This window comes from Pseudomonas sp. 65/3-MNA-CIBAN-0223 (assembly GCF_040310425.1).
GTDB lineage: Bacteria > Pseudomonadota > Gammaproteobacteria > Pseudomonadales > Pseudomonadaceae > Aquipseudomonas > Aquipseudomonas gregormendelii.
Map to the genome: position 1 here is coordinate 105969 of NZ_JBEOPV010000005.1, position 16509 is coordinate 122477.

The 16509-nt window shown below is 61.4% G+C and carries 11 protein-coding genes; 8 read left to right on the forward strand and 3 right to left on the reverse strand.

The window, feature by feature from the left end:
* Nucleotides 1-54 precede the first annotated feature (54 nt).
* Entirely contained in the window at nt 55-1011 is a 957-nt protein-coding gene (gene gshB / locus AAEZ09_RS07215) for a glutathione synthase (protein ID WP_350598827.1), read from the reverse strand.
* 333 nt (nt 1012-1344) lie between these two features.
* Between gshB and pilG the strand changes: the two genes are divergently transcribed.
* From pilG to trhA, 7 genes are all read left to right on the forward strand, one after another.
* The gene (pilG, locus tag AAEZ09_RS07220; RefSeq protein ID WP_045059835.1) at nt 1345-1749 is read left to right on the forward strand and encodes a twitching motility response regulator PilG; all 405 of its coding nucleotides are present in this window, start codon (nt 1345-1347) and stop codon (nt 1747-1749) included.
* Nucleotides 1750-1806: 57 nt separating this feature from the next.
* Nucleotides 1807-2172 (forward strand): twitching motility response regulator PilH, encoded by a 366-nt coding sequence (gene pilH / locus AAEZ09_RS07225; protein ID WP_045059836.1) that lies wholly within the window; start codon nt 1807-1809, stop codon nt 2170-2172.
* A gap of 10 nt (nt 2173-2182) precedes the next feature.
* Nucleotides 2183-2716, forward strand: a complete 534-nt coding sequence (locus AAEZ09_RS07230; protein WP_045059837.1) for a chemotaxis protein CheW — start codon at nt 2183-2185, stop codon at nt 2714-2716.
* A 62-nt stretch (nt 2717-2778) separates the two neighbouring features.
* Entirely contained in the window at nt 2779-4839 is a 2061-nt protein-coding gene (locus tag AAEZ09_RS07235) for a methyl-accepting chemotaxis protein (protein ID WP_502947567.1), read from the forward strand.
* Between the two features lie 37 nt (nt 4840-4876).
* The gene (locus AAEZ09_RS07240) at nt 4877-10768 is read left to right on the forward strand and encodes an Hpt domain-containing protein (protein WP_045059839.1); all 5892 of its coding nucleotides are present in this window, start codon (nt 4877-4879) and stop codon (nt 10766-10768) included.
* The gene (locus tag AAEZ09_RS07245; RefSeq protein WP_350598830.1) at nt 10761-11216 is read left to right on the forward strand and encodes a chemotaxis protein CheW; all 456 of its coding nucleotides are present in this window, start codon (nt 10761-10763) and stop codon (nt 11214-11216) included. The genes AAEZ09_RS07240 and AAEZ09_RS07245 overlap by 8 nt, the downstream gene beginning before the upstream one ends.
* A 177-nt stretch (nt 11217-11393) precedes the next feature.
* Nucleotides 11394-12011 carry a PAQR family membrane homeostasis protein TrhA gene (gene trhA / locus AAEZ09_RS07250; RefSeq protein ID WP_045059841.1) on the forward strand — a complete coding sequence of 206 codons (618 nt, stop codon included), beginning with the start codon at nt 11394-11396 and terminating at the stop codon, nt 12009-12011.
* A gap of 138 nt (nt 12012-12149) precedes the next feature.
* On the opposite strand, the gene AAEZ09_RS07255 is transcribed toward trhA, so the two are convergent.
* Both AAEZ09_RS07255 and AAEZ09_RS07260 read right to left on the reverse strand, forming a co-directional pair.
* Complete coding sequence (locus AAEZ09_RS07255; protein WP_045059842.1) at nt 12150-12869, reverse strand: 16S rRNA (uracil(1498)-N(3))-methyltransferase; 720 nt, start codon at nt 12867-12869, stop codon at nt 12150-12152.
* A gap of 155 nt (nt 12870-13024) precedes the next feature.
* Nucleotides 13025-14431 (reverse strand): adenosylmethionine--8-amino-7-oxononanoate transaminase, encoded by a 1407-nt coding sequence (locus AAEZ09_RS07260; protein WP_045059843.1) that lies wholly within the window; start codon nt 14429-14431, stop codon nt 13025-13027.
* A gap of 222 nt (nt 14432-14653) precedes the next feature.
* On the opposite strand from AAEZ09_RS07260, the gene AAEZ09_RS07265 reads away from it, so the two are divergent.
* Nucleotides 14654-16405, forward strand: coding sequence for a flavin monoamine oxidase family protein (locus AAEZ09_RS07265; RefSeq protein ID WP_350598832.1), 1752 nt, complete (start codon nt 14654-14656; stop codon nt 16403-16405).
* Nucleotides 16406-16509 lie beyond the last annotated feature (104 nt).

Below are 16509 nucleotides of genomic sequence, written 5' to 3' on the forward strand. Positions count from 1 at the left end.
TTCAAGCTTGAAGTTTCAAGCGACAGGCTGCATTGAGCGAATCTCACTTGCAGCTTATGGCTTGCTCTGCAACTTCTTCTCGATGGCGTCCATCAGCAGGCCGCCAATGTCGGTGCCAAAGGCATTATCGATCTCGCGGATGCAGGTCGGGCTGGTGACGTTGATTTCTGTCAGGTGCTCGCCAATCACGTCCAGGCCGACGAACAGCAGGCCTTTTTCGCGCAGTGTCGGGCCGACCTGAGCGGCGATCCAGCGATCCTTGTCGGTCAATGGGCGGGCTTCGCCACGACCACCAGCCGCGAGATTGCCGCGGGTTTCACCGGCGGCCGGAATCCGCGCCAGGCAGTAATCCACAGGCTCACCGTCGATCATCAGGATGCGCTTGTCGCCGTCCTTGATCGCCGGCAGGTAGGCTTGGCCCATGATTTGCTGGGCGCCCATCGCGGTCAGGGTCTCGAGAATGACCGACAGGTTCGGGTCGCCAGCGCGATGACGGAAGATCGAGGTGCCGCCCATGCCGTCCAGCGGCTTGAGGATCACGTCGCCATGCTTGGCGGCGAACTCACGCAGCACGTCGGCGCGGCGGCTGACCACGGTTGGCGGGGTGCACTGGGGAAACAGTGTGGCGAACAGCTTTTCATTGCAGTCGCGCAGGCTCTGCGGTTTGTTGACGACCAGCACGCCGGCGCGCTCGGCTTGCTCCAGCAGGTAGGTGGAGTAGACGAACTCCATGTCGAAGGGCGGATCCTTGCGCATCAGAATCACGTCCAGATCGCTCAGGAGCGCGTCAGTCTCGGCCTCCAGTTCGAACCACTTTTCCGGGTTGGCGAAGACTTTCAGCGGACGCATGCGCGCCCGGGCTTCGCCTTCGCCCTGATACAGGTCGCGCTGCTCCATGTAGAACAGTTCCCAGCCGCGCTTTTGCGCGGCCAGCAGCATGGCCAGCGAGCTATCCTTTTTATAGGAAATGCCGGCAATGGGATCCATGACAATCCCGACGCGAACGCTCATGGGTTTTTCCTCGAATTTGGGCTTTGGCGATCCCCTGTGGAAGCGGGCTTGCTCGCGAATACGGTGTGTCAGTCACCACTTGTATTGGCTGACACGCCGCCTTCGCGAGCAAGCCCGCTCCCACAGGGGAGCGGGCCACAGGGCTATATAAAAGTGGCGTCAGATTGGCGCCGGGCGTGTTTGCGGTCAAGGGAAAACCACAGTGCCAGTCACCCGATAGATTGGATTTGGAGACTGTGCTAAAAAGGCTTTGCCCTTGAACATCAAGGGTTTCGAGCCCTGGAAGATCCGAAAACGGACAATTTGATTCGCAAAGGCGACGGTAGAGTAAATATGGATCAGCATTCCAGCGCCTTGAAGGTCATGGTGATCGACGATTCGAAGACGATTCGCCGCACCGCCGAAACGTTGCTGAAAAATGTAGGTTGCGAGGTCATCACGGCCATCGATGGTTTCGATGCGCTGGCGAAAATCGCCGACAACCATCCCGGCATCATCTTTGTCGACGTCATGATGCCGCGTCTGGATGGTTATCAGACCTGCGCCCTGATCAAGAACAACAGCGCGTTCAAATCCACGCCAGTGATCATGCTGTCGTCCAGGGACGGGCTGTTCGACAAGGCCAAGGGGCGCATCGTCGGCTCCGATCAGTTTTTGACCAAGCCTTTCAGCAGGGAGGAATTGCTGAACGCGATCCAGGCCCATGTTCCAGGGTTTGCCGCCGTTTTGCCGCAGTAGGACACGCACAGTGACGCTCGGCCAACGGGCCCGGCGTCGACAAGAATGGGGAAGACCATGGCACGAATTCTGATCGTCGACGACTCGCCGACCGAAATGTACAAACTGACGGGCATGCTGGAAAAGTATGGTCACGAAGTGTTGAAAGCCGAAAACGGCGCCGACGGCGTGGCCCTGGCCCGCCAGGAAAAACCTGACGCGGTGCTGATGGACATCGTCATGCCCGGCCTCAATGGTTTTCAAGCCACCCGGCAGTTGACCAAGGACCCGGAAACCGGGCACATCCCGGTGATTATCATCACCACCAAGGATCAAGACACCGACAAGGTCTGGGGCACGCGCCAGGGCGCCAAGGATTACCTGACCAAGCCGGTCGACGAAGACACCCTGATCAAGACCCTCAACAACGTGCTTGCCGGCTGATCATCGGACCATGAGTGAATCGCTGACTGCCTTCGAACTGCTGCTGCAACTCGATCAGCGTTGCCGTCTGCTGGCGGCAGACCTGCCTTCCCAGCCGGCCCGCCAGGACAGCTGGAGCGGTATAGGATTTCGATTGGGCGAGCACTGGTACGTCGCTCCCATGGGCGAGATCAGTGAAGTCTTGCACGAACCGCGATTCACCCAGTTGCCCGGGGTAAAACCCTGGGTCAAGGGCGTGGCCAACCTGCGGGGGCGCTTGCTGCCGATCATGGATGTCTGCGGCTTCTTCGCCCTGGAGCTGTCGGCGGTGCGCAAGCAGCGTCGGGTGTTGGTGGTGGAGCACAACGAGGTGTTTGCCGGGTTGATGGTCGACGAAGTTTACGGGCTGCAGCATTTTGCCCAGGGAAGTCTGGAGCCGGTGGATAACTTGAGCGGGGCGATTGCGCCGTTCATCAAGGGCCGGTTTAAGCGCGAGCAGGATTGGCAGGTGTTCAGCCCGTTTGCGCTGGCGCAGTCGCGGGCGTTCATGCACGTCGCTTTGTAAACGCAGACCCCACAAAGCGATCTGTGGTGGGTTGGTAGATGTGAGTTAACAGGCGAGGACCGATGATAAAAGCAAAAGCAGGCAAGCCAATGGAAGGGTCGCGCAGCCGGTCGCAGATCATCGTGCTGTTTATCGCGCTGATCATCTTCATCATGCTGTTGTTCGCCAATTTCGCGTACCTCAACACCCAGGCTACGTACGATAAACAGTACATCGGCCACGCAGGCGAGTTACGCGTGCTGTCCCAGCGTATCGCCAAGAATGCTACGGAAGCCGCTGCCGGCAAGGCTGCCGCGTTCAAGCTGCTCAGTGATGCGCGCAATGATTTTGCCCGGCGCTGGAGTTATCTGAAGCAAGGCGACCCTTCTACCGGTCTTCCCCCTGCGCCGTCCGCCGTGCGCCCGGAAATGCGCGCAGTGCAAACGGACTGGGAGCGCCTGCTGAAAAATACCGACGCCATCCTCACCAGCGAACAGACCGTACTGTCGCTGCACCAGGTCGCCGCGACCCTGGCCGAGACTGTGCCGCAACTGCAGGTTGAGTATGAAAAAGTCGTCGAGATTCTGCTGCAGCGGGGCGCTCCCGCCGCCCAGGTCGCGATGGCTCAACGGCAATCCTTGCTGGCCGAGCGAATCCTGGGGGCGGTGAATACCGTGTTGTCCGGGGACGAGAATTCGCAACAGGCTGCCGACGTCTTCGGGCGTGACGCGGCACGCTTCGGCCAGGTCCTGACGGGCATGTTGCAAGGGGATCCGGCGCTGAAAGTCAGCCAGGTCGAGGACCGCGATGCCCGGGCCCGCCTGCTCGAGATTTCCGAACTGTTCGAGTTCGTCTCGGGTTCCGTCGATGAAATTATCGAAACCTCGCCTGAACTGTTAAAGGTCCGGGAGTCAGCAACCAACATCTTCGGCCTGTCGCAAACGCTGCTGGACGAAGCCTCGCACCTGGCCAATGGTTTTGAAAACCTTGCCGGCGGCCGTCACACCGACACCATCGGCGGCTATGTCCTGGGCTTGCTGGCGCTGACATCGATCATCCTGATCGGCCTGGTGATGGTGCGCGAAACCAATCGGCAGCTGCGTGAGACCGCCGAAAAGAACGAACGTAACCAGACGGCGATCATGCGTCTGCTCGACGAGATTGAAGACCTGGCAGACGGTGACCTGACGGTGACGGCCTCGGTGACGGAAGATTTCACCGGCTCCATTGCCGACTCGATCAATTATTCCGTCGACCAGCTGCGCGACCTGGTGGCAACCATCAACCTGACCGCCGGCCAGGTCGCCGCCGCCGTGCAGGAAACCCAGGCCACCGCCATGCACCTGGCGCAAGCCTCCGAGCATCAGGCGCAGCAGATATCCGAAGCTTCCACGGCCATCAACGACATGGCCCAATCCATTGACCAGGTGTCGGCCAACGCGGCCGAGTCCTCGGCGGTGGCTGAGCGGTCGGTGGAAATCGCCAACAAGGGCAACGAGGTGGTGCATAACACCATCCACGGCATGGATAACATTCGCGAGCAGATCCAGGATACCGCCAAGCGAATCAAGCGCCTTGGTGAGTCTTCCCAGGAAATCGGCGACATTGTCAGCCTGATCGACGACATTGCCGATCAGACCAACATTCTGGCCCTCAACGCTGCGATCCAGGCCTCGATGGCGGGTGACGCTGGTCGCGGTTTCGCCGTGGTAGCCGATGAGGTGCAGCGCCTGGCCGAGCGCTCATCCGCTGCGACCCGACAGATAGAGACCCTGGTGCGGGCAATTCAGACGGACACCAATGAAGCTGTGATTTCCATGGAGCAGACCACCACCGAAGTGGTGCGTGGCGCACGTCTGGCGCAGGATGCCGGGGTGGCGCTGGAGGAAATCGAAGGCGTATCCAAAGTGCTCGCGGCGCTGATCCAGAGTATTTCCAATGCCGCCCAGCAGCAGACGTCCTCGGCCGGACAGATCTCCCTGACGATGAACGTGATCCAGCAGATCACCTCGCAGACCTCCTCCGGCTCCACTGCAACCGCCGAAAGCATCGGTAACCTGGCGAAGATGGCCAGCCAGCTGAGGCGTTCGGTGTCCGGTTTCACCTTGCCCGCGGCGAGCGCGCAGGCTGCTGATAAAGTATAGGGCGTGGCAGGCGCAGGTTTTTTCCAGTGGAGTGGTTATGGGTGATCGGCACGACTATGTGGCCCTCGAGTGGGTCAAGGGCGAGATTGCCGAAACGCTGAGGCAGGCGGCGCTCCATCTGGAGAGCATGGCGATGGACGAAGAGCAGACGCCCCTGGCGCTCGCTGAATGCCTGGCGTGCATCCACCAGGTTCACGGCAGTTTGCAGATGGTCGAATTCTACGGCGCGGCACTGCTGGCCGAAGAAATGGAACAGCTGACCCAGGCGTTGCAGCAGAACCGTGTGAGCCATCGTGAAGAAGCGATCCACCTGCTGTTGCAGGCGCTGGCGCAGTTGCCGGTGTACCTCGACCGGGTGCAAGGTGCGCGCCGGGACTTGCCGCTGGTGGTGCTGCCCCTGATCAATGATTTGCGCAGTGCCCGCGGCGAGGGGCTGTTGTCGGAAACCAGCCTGTTCAGCCCGCAAATGCCGGATTTGCCCCCGCTGGACGACGCAGCGCTGGCGCAGCTGGAGCCGCCAGAGTTGGCCAATGTGTTGCGCAAGTTGCGGCAAATGCTGCAGATGGCACTCGTTGGATTGCTGCGCGAACAGGCTGACGACACTCACCTGGGTTACCTGGCAAAGGTGTTCGCGCGACTCGAAAGTATCTCCGGTCAGGCGCCGCTCAGCCCGTTGTGGCAGGTGGCCTCGGCGCTGGTGGAAGGCATGCGTGGCGGTGCGATCGCCAACAGTCCGGCGCTGCGAAGCCTGTTCAAGGAAGCTGACACGGAACTCAAGCGCTTGCTCGAAGAAGGCATGCGCGGCATCAATCAACCGGCACCACCAGAGCTGCTCAAGAGTTTGCTGTTCTACATTGCCAAGGCCGAACACCCCACCGGGCGCATGCTGACCATGAAAGATCGCTACTCCCTAGAGGACGCGTTGCCTGACAGCGCAATGGTTGATGACGAGCGCGCGCGCCTGGGCGGTCCCGACCGCGATGCGATGCGCTCGGTGCTGGTGGCGCTGTGCGAAGAGCTGGTGCGGGTCAAGGAACGCCTGGACCTGTTCGTGCGCAGTGACCGCCAACACATTGCCGATCTCGACAGCCTGCTGTCGCCCCTGCGGCAAATCGCCGACACCCTGGCGGTGCTGGGTTTTGGCCAGCCGCGCAAGGTGATCATCGATCAGTTGGCGGTGGTCCTGAGCCTGGCCCAAGGCCAGCGTGAGCCCACGGACGCCATCCTGATGGACGTCGCGGGCGCCTTGCTCTACGTCGAAGCGAACCTGGCCGGCATGGTCGGCAACCTGGAACCGGAAAGCCAGGAAGACAGCCGCTTGCCGACCACCGACCTGACACAGATTCACCAGATCGTCATCCGCGAAGCGCGCATCTGCCTGCAACAGGCCAAGGACATGATCGTCGACTACATCGACGCCGACTGGGACCGCCAGCACCTGCAGCCCTTGCCTGCCTTGTTGACGCAGATCCGCGGCGCACTGGCGATGATCCCGTTGAGTCGCGCTGCCAGCCTGGTCGAAGCGTGCAACCAGTTCATCCGTGAACACCTGCTGCTGGATCCTGGCCAGCCGGGATGGCAGGAGCTCGACAGCCTGGCCGACGTGGTGACCAGCATCGAATATTACCTGGAGCGCCTCAGCGACGACCCCGAGGCAGCCGGGGAACAGGTGCTCGACGTCGCCGAGAAAGGCCTCGCCGCACTGGGGTTTTTCCCCCGCGCCCGGCATGCCCCGGAACTCGAACAAGTGCCGGAGCCGACTGAGGCGCATCTCATTCAGGAGTTGCAGGCGTACGGTGCTCCTGAGTTGGTGCAGACCCTCGCGGACGTGCTCGCCAATCCTGTGTCTGCGGTAAATCCCCCGGCGCTGCATACCCCGGGTAGCCTGCTACCGCCGCCTGCGGGCGAAGAGCCGGTGGACGATGAACTGCGTGAAGTGTTCCTGGAAGAAACTGACGAAGTACTGCAAGTCCTCCGTGAGTACTTGCCCCGCTGGACTGCCGACCCGCAGAACACTTCGGCCCTGAGTGAGCTGCGCCGGGCCTTCCACACCCTCAAAGGCAGCGGCCGGATGGTTCGGGCGCTGATCCTGGGCGAGCTGGCGTGGGCGGTGGAAAACCTGCTCAATCGAGTGCTCGAACACAGCGTGAAGCCGGGCCCTGGCGTGCAGCAATTGCTGGCTGATGTGCTGCAGCTGTTGCCGGAGCTGGTCGCGGAATTTGCCCGCAATGCCCAGCGCCAGCGCAACGATGTCGACCAGGTGGCGGCCCGTGCGCATGCCTTGGCCAAGGGCGAGCAACCGTTGGTGGATGAGGATGCAGAGGACGTCGTGGCACTCGATCCGCTGCTGCTGGAAATTTTCCGCAACGAAGCCGAAACCCATCTGGCCAGCGTCAATCGCTTCCTCGACCAGGCCGCCGAGCATGTGCCCTTGCAGGCCAGTGACGAGTTGCAGCGCGCCTTGCATACGCTCAAGGGGAGCGCCTCAATGGCCGGCGTGGTGCCGATCGCCGAACTGGCCGCGCCGCTGGATCAACTTGCCCGCGAGTACAAGGCGCACCTGCTCGCACTGGACCTGGACGAAGTGGAACTGTTACTGGAGGCCGAAGGGCTGTTCCGGCTAGGCCTGCGCCAGCTAAAGACGGATCCGCTGGCCGAGATAACGGGCGCGCAGCATCTGATCGAGCGAACCCATGCACTGCTGGCCATGCGCCTGCAAACCCTGCTGAGCGCACCCCAGAGTCGGCCACGTATCAAGCGCGACCCGCAATTGATCAACAATTTTCTGGCCCAGGGCATGGACATCCTGCTGGACGCCGAGAGCTTGCTGCAACGCTGGCAGCAACACCCCGGTGAACGCCAGGAACTCAGCGCGCTGCTGGACGAATTGACGACCTTGGGTGAAGGCGCACACCTGGCTGATCTGCATCCGGTGGATGAGCTGTGTGAAGCCTTGCTCGATCTGTACGGTGCGGTGGAGGAAAGCAGCCTGGCGGTCAGCCCGGCGTTTTTCCATGAAGCGCAAAGTGCCCATGAAGCGCTGATCAACATGCTCGACGAGCTCGCAGCCGGCCAGGAAGTCAGCCCGCAACCGGCGCGGGTGCGAGCCTTGCGCGATTTGCTGGATGAAAGCCTGGACCCGTCGGCCACCGGCCTGATTCGCAGCGACGGCAGCCGCGCCCTGAGCATTCGCGAGCTGGGCAGCGCCACTGCCGAACTGGCGCAGGCAGAACCAGACGACGCTATCGTGTCGATCTTCCTGGAAGAGGCTGTGGATATCCTCGAAAGCTCGGGCCAGGCCCTGCAACGCTGGTTGAGCGATCCGGATAACGCCGCACCGCTGCTGTCGTTGCAACGTGACCTGCACACGCTCAAGGGCGGGGCGCGGATGGCCGAGGTCGAACCCGTGGGTGATCTGGCCCATGAATTGGAAGGGCTGTACGAAGGCCTGGTGGATCGCCGTTATCAGCACACCGATGCCTTGGCGCAGCTGTTGCTGCGCAGCCATGATCGCCTCGGGCAGCTGCTTGAGCAGTTGCAGGACCAGCATCCCCTGGATGAGCCAGATGAGCTGATCGAGGCCATCCGCGAGTTTCGCCAGAACAACCTCGGCAGCGCTGAAGTGGCCGAACCGCTGCCGGTCAGCGATCACCCAGGCCATGATCCGGAGCTACTGGAGATCTTCCTGGAAGAAGGTTTCGACATCATCGAAAACTCCGGGGCGGCGCTGGTGCGCTGGCAGGCCGACCCGGCGAATCGCCAGGAAGTGGAAAACCTGCTGCGTGATCTGCACACCCTGAAGGGGGGCGCGCGGATGGTCGAAATCACACCGATCGGTGATCTGGCCCACGAGCTGGAATTTCTCTATGAAGGTTTGTCGGCAGGCTTACTGCAACCGACCCAGGCCTTGTTCGCGCTGTTGCAGAGCAGCCATGACCGACTGGCACAAATGCTCGACGCGGCGCGCGCCGGTCAACCCATGCCGCCTGCCGATCAGTTGATCGACTCGATCCGCAATTTCAGTCACCCAGTGTTGCCGGCAGATCCTGTCACGGCACCTGCGGTGATCAAGCCCGAACCTCCTGCACCGCAGCCTGACGCCGGCGCCGACATGGTCAAGGTCTCGGCAGAGTTGCTGGATGATTTGGTCAACCTGGCCGGTGAAACCTCGATTTTCCGCGGGCGCATCGAACAGCAGGTCAGCGATGCACGGGTGGCCCTGAGCGAAATGGAAACCACCATTGAGCGCATGCGCGACCAGTTGCGGCGCCTCGATACGGAAACCCAGGGGCGGATCCTCAGCCGCCAGCAGGTGGAAGCCGAACGTCTGGGGTACGAGGAATTCGATCCGCTGGAAATGGACCGGCATTCGCAGCTGCAACAGCTGTCGCGTGCGCTGTTCGAGTCCGCGTCCGACCTGCTTGACCTCAAGGAAACCCTCGACCGGCGCAATCAGGACGCCGAAAACCTGCTGCAACAACAGGGGCGCATCAATACCGAGTTGCAGGAAGGCCTGATGCGTACACGCATGGTGCCGTTCGAACGGATGCTGCCGCGCCTCAAGCGCATCGTCCGTCAGGTTTCCGGCGAACTGGGCAAGGATGTGCAATTCATCGTCGGCAACGCCGAAGGCGAGATGGACCGTAACGTCCTCGAGCGCATGGCCGCGCCGTTGGAGCACATGCTGCGCAACGCCGTGGACCACGGCCTGGAATCCTCCGAGGTGCGCATCGCTGCGGGCAAACCCGCTCAGGGAAAGATTACCCTGGACCTGTCGCGCGAGGGTGGGGACATCATTTTCGATATCCGCGATGACGGCGCCGGCGTGCCCCTGGACGCGGTACGCCGCAAGGCGATCAAGCGTGGCCTGCTGGCGCCTGACAGCGATATCAGCGACCGCGATGTGCTGCAATTTATCCTGCAACCGGGATTTTCGACGGCGGAAAAAATCACCCAGATTTCCGGGCGTGGCGTGGGTATGGACGTGGTCCACGAAGAGGTGCGGCAGCTGGGCGGGACCATGAGCATTGACTCGGTGTCCGGGCAGGGCGTGCATTTTCGCATCCGCCTGCCGTTCACCGTGTCGGTCAACCGGGCGCTGATGGTGCAATGCGCGGAAGATCAGTATGCGATCCCGCTCAACACCATCGACGGCATCGTTCGTGTCTTGCCCAATGAACTTGAAGGCCACTATCGCCTGGATCCGCCAACCTACAAATATGCCGGGCAGCACTATGAGTTGTGTTACCTCGGCGAACTGCTGAAAACCAGCAGCCGCCCGAAGCTGCTGGGACAAAACCTGCCGCTGCCGGTGTTGCTGGTGCAGTGCAACGAACGCCACATCGCCGTGCAAGTCGACGCCATGGCCGGCACTCGCGAGATCGTGGTCAAGAGCCTCGGCCCGCAGTTCGCTGCCGTGCAAGGTTTGTCCGGAGCAACGATCCTGGGGGATGGCCGGGTGGTGCTCATTCTTGACCTGTTGGCGCCGATCCGCGCCATGCAGACCCGCTTGCCGCGTCAGGCCCTGATGCAAGACGCCGAGCCAGAGTCGCACAAACCCCTGCTGGTGCTGGTGGTTGATGATTCGGTCACGGTGCGCAAGGTCACCAGTCGTTTGCTGGAACGTCACGGCATGAACGTACTGACCGCCAAGGATGGAGTCGACGCGATGTTGCTGCTGGAAGAGCACCTGCCCGACCTGATGCTGCTGGACATCGAAATGCCGCGCATGGATGGCTTCGAAGTGGCCACCCAAGTGCGCGCGGACGAGCGTACGCAGCATCTGCCGATCATCATGATCACCTCGCGCACCGGACAGAAACACCGCGACCGCGCCATGGCCATTGGCGTCAACGATTACCTTGGCAAGCCGTATCAGGAATCGGTATTGCTCGAAAGCATCGCCTTCTGGAGCAAACCCCATGCTTGAACACCGCACCAGCAACCTCACCGGGCTGCTGTTGCCCCTGGCCGATCGCCACCTGATTCTGCCCAATGTGGCGGTCGCCGAACTGATCGACTACCAGCCGGGCACGTTCGACCTGGATACGCCGCCCTGGTACCTGGGGCGGGTAAGGTGGCGGGACCGGCAGATTCCAATGCTCAGTTTCGAGTCGGCCTGTGGTCAGAAAATCGTCATGGGCGAGCGGGTGCGGATCGTGATCCTCAATGCCCTGGGTGGGCGCCCGGAGTTGAAGTTCATCGCACTGTTGGTGCAGGGCATTCCACGGTCCTGCAAGCTCGACAGCCAGTTGAGCTATGTCGATGTGCCCTTGTGCGCGCTGGAGCAAGCCGCGGTGCAAGTGGGCGATCAAGTGGCCAAGGTCCCTGACTTGCTGGCGCTGGAAGGTTTGCTGGTGGAGGCGGGGCTGGTCTGACGGGGCCTGGAAGCATTGTGGGAAGGCTCCTGGATGTCGCCGAACGCTCCTGCAACGATGTGTAGTGATGCCGCCAGCGGATTTTTAATGCGAATGATGCGGTCTGAAGCGTTGCGTTTTCAGGCTTCAAGCCGGAGCCTTGCGCACTGTCGTAATGGGTTTTGAGGTAGGCAATACATGTATCACGGGGAAAAACTCAACGCCTGGACGCATCTGGTGGGGGCGGTGGCGGCCTTTGTCGGCGTGGTATGGATGCTGGTGATTGCCAGTATGGACGGCAGTCCGTGGAAAATCGTCAGTGTGGCGATCTATGGTTTCACCTTGCTGGTGCTGTACAGCGCCTCGACCGTTTACCACAGCGTGCGGGGACGCAAGAAAGCGATTATGCAGAAGGTCGATCACTTTTCGATCTATCTGTTGATCGCCGGCAGCTACACGCCGTTTTGCCTGGTCACGCTGCGCGGTCCCTGGGGCTGGACCTTGTTCGGGATCGTCTGGGGGTTGGCGCTGATTGGCATCCTGCAGGAGATCAAACCGCGGTCGGAAGCGCGGGTGCTGTCTATCGTGATTTACGCGGTGATGGGCTGGATCGTGCTGGTGGCGGTCAAGCCATTGTTAGCCGCGCTGGGTTCGACAGGGTTTGCCTGGCTGGCATCGGGCGGGGTGTTGTACACCGTGGGGATCGTCTTTTTTGCGCTGGACCACCGGCTGCGGCATGCGCATGGGATCTGGCATTTGTTTGTGATCGCGGGAAGCTTGCTGCACTTTGTGGCGATTTTCTTTTACGTGCTTTGAACAACGGATCAACAGATCTCAGAAGCTCCTACAGGGAAATATGATCCCCTGTAGGAGCTGCCGCAGGCTGCGATCTTTTGATCTTTTGATCTTTTGATCTTTTGATCTTTTGATCTTTTGATCTTTTGATCTTTTGATCTAGAAATCCCCCCAAAGCTGCTGAGCCACCGCCAGCGCCACAACCGGCGCCGTCTCAGTCCGCAACACTCGCGGGCCAAGCCGTGCCGCGTGAAAGCCTGCGCCCTTGGCCTGATCAACCTCGGCATCCGACAGCCCGCCTTCTGGCCCGATCAGAAATGCCAGCGTGGCGGGCTTGGCGTGACTCAGCAACGGCTCGGCCACCGGATGCAGCACCAGCTTCAGCTGCGCTTCAGTCTGCTTGAGCCAATCAGCCAATAACTGCGGCGGATGAATCACCGGGACCCTCGACCGTCCGCATTGCTCACAGGCACTGATTGCCACCTGGCGCCAGTGCATCAGGCGTTTGTCGGCACGTTCGTCCTTGAGGCGCACTTCACAACGGTCGCTGAAGATCGGGGTGATCTCGCTCACGCCCAGTTCAGTGGCTTTCTGGATCGCCCAGTCCATACGCTCGCCACGGGACAAACCCTGGCCGAGGTGGATCTGCAAGGGGGATTCGACCTGCCCGGCGAAACTCTCATCGATCTGCACCACCACGCGCTTCTTGCCGACCTCTACCAGCCGGGCGCGGAACTCTTGTCCCGAGCCGTCGAACAGCTGCAACGCATCACCTTCGGCCATGCGCAGCACGCGGCTGATGTAGTGCGCCTGGGCCTCGGGCAGCTCGTGCTCACCGGTGCTCAGGGGGGCGTCGATAAAGAAGCGGGACAGTCTCATGCGGGTTCTCTGGAAAGGGAGTGAATCATAAAAGGTGGTGCCTTCTGTGGGAGCGAGCCTGCTCGCGATTCGGTCTCGCATTCGCGATGAGTGCTGGCTGACCGATTGCTATCGCGAGCAGGCTCGCTCCCACAGTGCTTTCATTTTCGGGCCAATCAACCCGGATCGCGGAATCCCGGGTGAAAGTTTTCCGGCACTGACACACTGACGCTGTCGCGCGTTGCAATGTCGATCCCTTCGCTGGCCACTTCAGCCAGAAAGTCTATCTGATCAGGCGTGATCACGTACGGCGGCAGGAAGTACACCACGCTGCCCAGGGGCCGCAGCAGGGCCCCGCGTTCCAGCGCATGCTGGAACACTTTCAGGCCGCGTCGCTCCTGCCACGGATAGGCTTCTTTGGTGGCCTTGTCCTTGACCATCTCGATCGCCAGTACCATGCCGGTCTGGCGTACTTCCGAGACGTTCGGATGGTCGGCCAGGTGCGCGGTGGAGGAGGCCATGCGTTGGGCCAGGGCCTTGTTGTTCTCGATGACGTTGTCTTCTTCGAAAATATCCAGGGTCGCCAGCGCCGCCGCACAGGCCAGCGGGTTGCCGGTGTAGCTGTGGGAGTGCAGGAAGGCGCGCAGGGTCGGGTAGTCGTCGTAGAAGGCGCTGTAGACATCGTCAGTAGTGACGCAGGCCGCCAGCGGCAGATAGCCGCCGGTGAGGGCCTTGGACAGGCACAGGAAGTCTGGGCGGATGCCTGCCTGTTCGCAGGCGAACATCGTGCCGGTACGGCCGAAGCCGACGGCGATTTCGTCGTGGATCAGGTGCACGCCATAGCGATCACAGGCCTCACGCAACAGCTTGAGGTATACCGGGTGGTACATGCGCATGCCGCCGGCGCCCTGGATCAGGGGCTCGACAATCACTGCCGCAACCGTGTCGTGATGTTCGGCCAGGGTCTGTTCCATGGCCGCGAACATGTTGCGCGAATGCTCCTCCCAGCTCATGCCTTCAGGGCGCAGGTAGCAATCCGGGCTCGGCACCTTGATGGTGTCGAGCAGCAGCGCCTTGTAGGTTTCGGTGAACAGCGGCACATCGCCAACCGACATCGCCGCCATGGTTTCGCCGTGGTAGCTGTTGGTGAGGGTGACAAATCGTTTTTTGTTCGGCTGACCGCGGTTGAGCCAGTAGTGAAAGCTCATTTTCAGCGCGACTTCGATGCAAGACGAACCGTTATCGGCATAGAAGCACCGGGTCAGGCCTTCCGGCGTCATCTGCACCAGGCGCTCGGACAGCTCGATCACTGGCTGGTGGCTGAAACCGGCGAGGATAACGTGTTCGAGCTGGTCGACCTGATCCTTGATGCGCTGGTTGATGCGCGGGTTGGCGTGGCCAAACACGTTGACCCACCAGGAGCTGACGGCGTCGAGGTAGCGTTTGCCTTCGAAGTCTTCAAGCCATACGCCTTCCCCGCGCTTGATCGGGATCAGCGGCAGCTGTTCGTGGTCTTTCATCTGGGTGCAGGGATGCCACAGCACCGCGAGATCGCGTTGCATCCACTGATTATTCAGGCCCATATTCAGTCTCCTCGAGGCAGTCCGTGACAAACGCGGACCTGCAATCGCGCAAGCCTATGCAATGACTGGCCCTGGAACAACCCATTGGGTCAATTGAGCTACATTGGATGGGGCGATAGACGTCGCTGGCGGCCATTTGATGGCTGACGTATTCTTCGCCATTCCTTGAGTCGTCTGACTCGCAAAACTGATTTTTCCTCGTGTATTTCCGGAGTTCGCTGAATGTCTGCTGGTTGGCTGCGCGCCTGTGCGCTGGTGATGTTGGGCCTGTTCAGCGTATCTGCGCTGGCCAAGGATAAAACAGCGATCGTGATCGGCGGCGGGCTGTCCGGCCTGACGGCGGCTTACGAGCTGCAGAACAAAGGCTGGCAGGTCACCCTGCTGGAAGCCAAGCCGAGCCTGGGAGGTCGCTCCGGCATGGCCACCAGTGAGTGGATCGGCAACGACAAGACCCAGCCGGTGCTGAACAAGTACGTATCGACGTTCAAGCTTGGCACCACGCCGGCTCCGGAGTTCGTGCGCACCCCGAGCTACCTGATCGATGGCGTGTATTACAGCGCTGCCGACCTGGCGATCAAGAACCCGACGACTGCCGAAGCGCTCAAACGCTACGAGAAGACCGTTGACGACCTGGCCCGCTCGATCGAAGACCCGCAGAACCCGGCAGCGAACAACACGCTGCACGCCCTCGACCAGATCAACGTCTCCAACTGGCTCGACCGCCTGACACTGCCTGCCACGGCCCGTCAGCTGATCAACCAGCAGATTCGTACCCGCTACGACGAACCGTCGCGCCTGTCACTGCTGTACTTCGCGCAGCAGAGCCGCGTTTACCTGGGCGTTTCCGACCGTGACTTGCGCGCCTCGCGCCTGATCGGTGGCAGCCCGGTGCTGGCACAGGCATTCGTCAAGCAACTGAAGACCATCAAGACCAGCTCGCCGGTGTCGGCGATCGTCCAGGACAAGGATGGCGTGACCGTCAAGGTCGGCAGCGTTGGCTATCAGGCTGACTACGTCGTGGTGGCTGTGCCATTGCGCGCACTGAACAAGATCCAGCTGACCCCCGCACTGGATGCCCAGCACCTGGGCGCGATCAAGGGCACCAACTACGGCTGGCGCGACCAGATCATGTTGAAGTTCAAGACGCCTGTGTGGGAAAGCAAGGCGCGCATGTCCGGCGAGATCTACAGCAACACTGGCCTTGGCATGTTGTGGGTCGAGCCGGCGCTGAAGGGCGGCGCCAATGTGGTGATCAACCTGTCCGGCGACAACGCCCGCGTGATGCAGGCCTTCGGCGACAAGCAGATGGCCGATCAGGTGCTGATTCGCCTGCACGCTTTTTACCCCCAGGCCCGCGGCTCGTTCACCGGCTATGAAATCCGCCGCTACAGCACCGACCCTTCCATGGGTGGCGCTTACCTGGCCTTTGGTCCTGGCCAGATCAGCAAATACTGGCGCCTGTGGGAGCGCCCGCTGCAGCGTGTAGCTTTCGCTGGCGAACACACCGACACCTTGTACCCAGGCACGCTGGAAGGCGCATTGCGCACCGGTCAGCGCGCGGCCGGCCAGGTTGAAGACCTGGCGGCAGGCAAGTCGTTTGAGCCAGCGAAGGTTGTACCAGTGGCGGCTGCTGCGGCGGCAGGCGCGGTTGCGGCGAAGAAGGGCAACTTCTTCACCAACCTGTTTGGTGGTTCGGATGATGAGAAGAAGCCGGAACCTGTAAAGGCGCCAGCCCCCGTCGCTCCGGTTGCCCCAACCCCGGCGCCGGTACCAGCGCCTGCGCCTGCTCCGGTTGAAGCGCCGAAGCCTGCGGCACCGGTGAAAGCCGAGCCGGTTAAAAAGGCCCCGGCGAAGAAGCCGGCAGCCAAGGCCGAGACAAAAAAAGCGCCGGCCAAAGCCCCGGCAAAAAAGGCTGAACCGGCCAGGAAGCCTGCGGCTAAACCGGCAGCAACCACTGAGACCAAGGCTCAGTAAAATTTGCTGTTGAACAGAAGCGCGGCTCAATGGCCGCGCTTTTTTTTGCCCGCACTATCGCCGTCGCGGGCAAGCCCGATCCCACAGGGTTTTGTGTCGTACGT